This is a genomic window from Streptomyces phytophilus (genome assembly GCF_013870535.1).
Lineage (GTDB): Bacteria > Actinomycetota > Actinomycetes > Streptomycetales > Streptomycetaceae > Streptomyces > Streptomyces phytophilus.
Genome location: NZ_JACBXC010000687.1, coordinates 1 through 3,222, shown reverse-complemented (window position 1 = coordinate 3,222; position 3,222 = coordinate 1). Strand labels below are relative to the sequence as shown.

The window sequence follows — 3,222 nt, the reverse complement described above, 5'->3', positions numbered from 1 at the left end:
CGCGGTGCGCGGCATCGACCTCGCCGTCCCGCGCCGCGGGCACACGGCCATCGTGGGCCCTTCCGGCGCCGGCAAGACGACGCTCCTGTCGCTGGTCCTGCGCTTCCTGGAGCCCCAGGAGGGTGAACTCGCGCTCGACGGGCGGCCGTACCGCGAGCTGAGCCACCCCGCGATCCGTGCCCGGCTGGCGTACGTGGAGCAGGACACCCCCGTCGTCCCCGGCACCATCCGGGACAACCTGCTGTTCTCACGCCCCGACGCCGGAGAGGAGGAGCTGCGCCGGGTGCTGCGCGACGTGCGGCTCGCCGAAAAGGTCGACGGCCTCGACGACGGGCTGGACACCGAGCTGTCCTCGACCGCCGTCTCCGGCGGCGAGCGCCAGCGCATCGCGCTGGCCCGCGCGCTGCTGCGCGAGCCCGACGTGCTGCTGCTGGACGAGGCCACCGCCCAGCTCGACGCGCTCACCGAGGCCGCGGTCCACGAGTGCATACGCACCCGGGCGCGGGCCGGCGCCGTCGTCACCATCGCCCACCGGCTGTCGACGGTGATCGACGCGGACACCATCGTGGTGATGGAGGCCGGCCGGATCCGCGCCCGCGGCACGCACGAGGAACTGCTGGCCGCCGACTCGCTCTACCGCGACCTGGTGCGGGCCCTGCGCATCGCCTCGGCGGGGTCGGGGGTCTCGGCGGGGTCGGGGGCCGCTGCGCCCGCCGGTCACGCAGCGGCCCCCGCCACCGTCGCCGCCCCCGGTGCGCCTCAGCGCACCGGGTAGGCGTCGACGATGGTCTGATCGACGGTCCGGCCTTCGGCGGCCGAGCCCTCGACCCGTACGGAGACGGAGTCCCCCGCGCGCAGCCGCGCCCAGGGGGCCACGGCCGCGACGGACCCGTCCGGCATGGGCACGGCCAGCATGCGGTGCCAGCGCTCACCGGCGTCGGTGGACACCCACAGCCGCAGCGTGCCCTTCTCCATGCGCCAGTCGCCCGGGGTCTCCGAGGACACCAGCCGGGCCTCCAGCACCAGCGGCACGCCGGCGCGCAGGGAGCCGTCGTCGCGGGTCGGCGGCCGGTAGTCGACGGTGAGCAGCCGCGGATGGGTGGCCGACTTGCCGGGCTCCGGCCCCCGGGAGGGGAACGTCCAACTGGTCCGCGTCCTGCTGCCGATCGGCAGCCGGGCGGTGTCCGGGTTCGCGGTGTGCTCCAGGCGGAAGGTCGCCGGCTCCGGCGGCAGGTCGAAGTACGAGCTGCCGGGCTGGCGCGCCTGCACCTCGGTGCCGTTGCGGTACAACCGCAGGCTCTCGTCGCCGAACGCGCCGTCGGTCGGCTCCTGCCCGCTGTGCTCGCCGTCGCTGAGGTCGGCGGGTACGGACAGGCTGCTGCCGTAGTGGTTGCCGGCGACCACCGCCGGTGCCACCCCGCGGAACCACGCGGGCGAGCGGCGCTCCCCGTGCTCGTACGACGTCATCCTGTCGCAGAGCGAGATCTGCGCCGGCGGGGCCACCACGCAGTGGCTCCAGCGCACCTCCGGCCCCGCGGTGACCAGTTCGGTCCTGCGCTGCGGCACGTCCAGCGGCTCGCTCATGGCGTACGAGGCATGGATCCGGTCGGTGTAGGTGAAGCGGGTCTCGACGTACTGGTCGGGGCGGCCGTGCAGCGAGCGGTAGTCGGGCGTCAGCCGGGCGAGGCGCCGGGCCTCGGCGCGCGAGACGTCGTAGACCGGCGGGTCGGCGACCTTCTCGCCGCCGAGCACGAGTTCGTACAGGTCCGCCTGCCGGCCGCGGGCAGGGCCCGCCGCCTCCAGCCGCCAGCGGGTCTCGAACGCCACGGTGCCGCTGTCGACCGGGCCGGTCGGTTGGAGGAACACCCGCCCGTCGGCGACCTCGTCGCCGTCGGCGTAGATGCCGTCGCCGATGCCCGAGTCCCTGGCGGCGTCGCCGCGCTGGTAGTGGATGGAGACGTGCCCGACCTCGGTCTCCTCGCCCGCGACCCGCGCGGGGCGCAGCTGCTTCGCCTTCCGGGCGTCGATGGTGTACTCCATGTCGCCGTCGAGCATCACCTCGGGCGAGCCGGCGAACGCGACCGTGGCCGGGGAGCCGTCCCGCGCCGGGGTCTCGACCTTCGCCATCACGCTGAGCGGACCGGGCATCAGCCGGGCCGTGCCCTGCCCGTTCCCGTCCAGCTGCACGGCCTGGGAGCCGCCGCCGGTCACCGGGCGGTAGTCCTTCATGTTGGCGAGCCACACGGTGCCGCCGGCCCAGGGTTCGCCGTGCCGGTCGAGCACGGTCAGCCGGATATCGTACCGGGGCGGTTCGAGGTAGGCGTTGAACGGGAGGGTGACGGTGTCGTGGCCCGCGCGCCCGACGACGACCCCGCCGGCGTAGACGCGCGGCTGCGCCGCGGCGGGGTCGAGGGTGGCCGTGATGGTCCGCTTCCCGCCCGGCGCCACGGTGACCCGGGCGGGGCTGAGGCTCAGCAGGTCGGCGGGGGCCTCGTCGCCGTACACGTCGCGGGCGTTGTCGGAGAGGTCCAGCTCCTCGGGTTCGGTGCCGTTGTTGGTGACGGAGAACTCCACCGTCCGCGGCTCGGTGCTCTCGAGGTAGCGCAGGTAGCCGAAGTCGACGTTGCCGCGGTCGAATTCGAGGGTGTCTGAGACGGCGCCGGGCAGGTCGAGCACGCCCGCGCCGGTGTACTGCGACTGGGTCTTGTCCGCCTCCCCGTCCGCGGTGGTCATGAGCGCGGTCTTCAGCCGCTCCCAGCTCCAGTCGGGGTGCTTCTCCAGCAGCACCGCGGCGGCCCCGGCGACCTGCGGCGCGGCCTGCGAGGTGCCCTCCATCATCGTGTACGGATCGGCCGTGCCGCCGCCGGAGCGGGCGCCGGTGATCTCCCGGCCCGGCGCGATGAGGTCGGGCTTGGCGCGGAAGGTGCCGGGGGTCGGCCCGACGCTGGAGAAGTGCGCCGTCTTGCCGGTGCGGACCGCGGCACCGACGGTCAGGGCGCTGTCCGCGATGCCGGGTGACTGGATGGAGCCGCCGAACGGGCCCGCGTTGCCGGCCGCGGCGACGAAGAGGGTGCCGGTCTCCGCGGTGAGCCGGTCCAGCGCGAGGGCGACCGGGTCGTCGCCCTTCCCCGGCTGCGCGCCGAGGCTGAGGTTCGCGACCTCGGCGCCCTGCTCGGTGGCCCACTCCATGGCCGCGATGACCCAGGACTGCTGCCCCCGGCC

2 protein-coding genes are annotated in these 3,222 nt (G+C 75.0%); one reads left to right on the top strand and one right to left on the bottom strand.

All coding sequences use genetic code 11. The annotated features are described in order from the left end of the window. A partial coding sequence (locus tag H5J30_RS23565) for an ATP-binding cassette domain-containing protein (protein ID WP_181789372.1) occupies positions 1-775 on the top strand: 775 nt, incomplete at its 5' end. Here H5J30_RS23565 and H5J30_RS23560 read toward each other — a convergent pair. Then, on the bottom strand, positions 760-3,222 hold a 2,463-nt coding region (locus H5J30_RS23560), incomplete at its 5' end, for a S8 family serine peptidase (protein WP_181789371.1). The genes H5J30_RS23565 and H5J30_RS23560 overlap by 16 nt on opposite strands.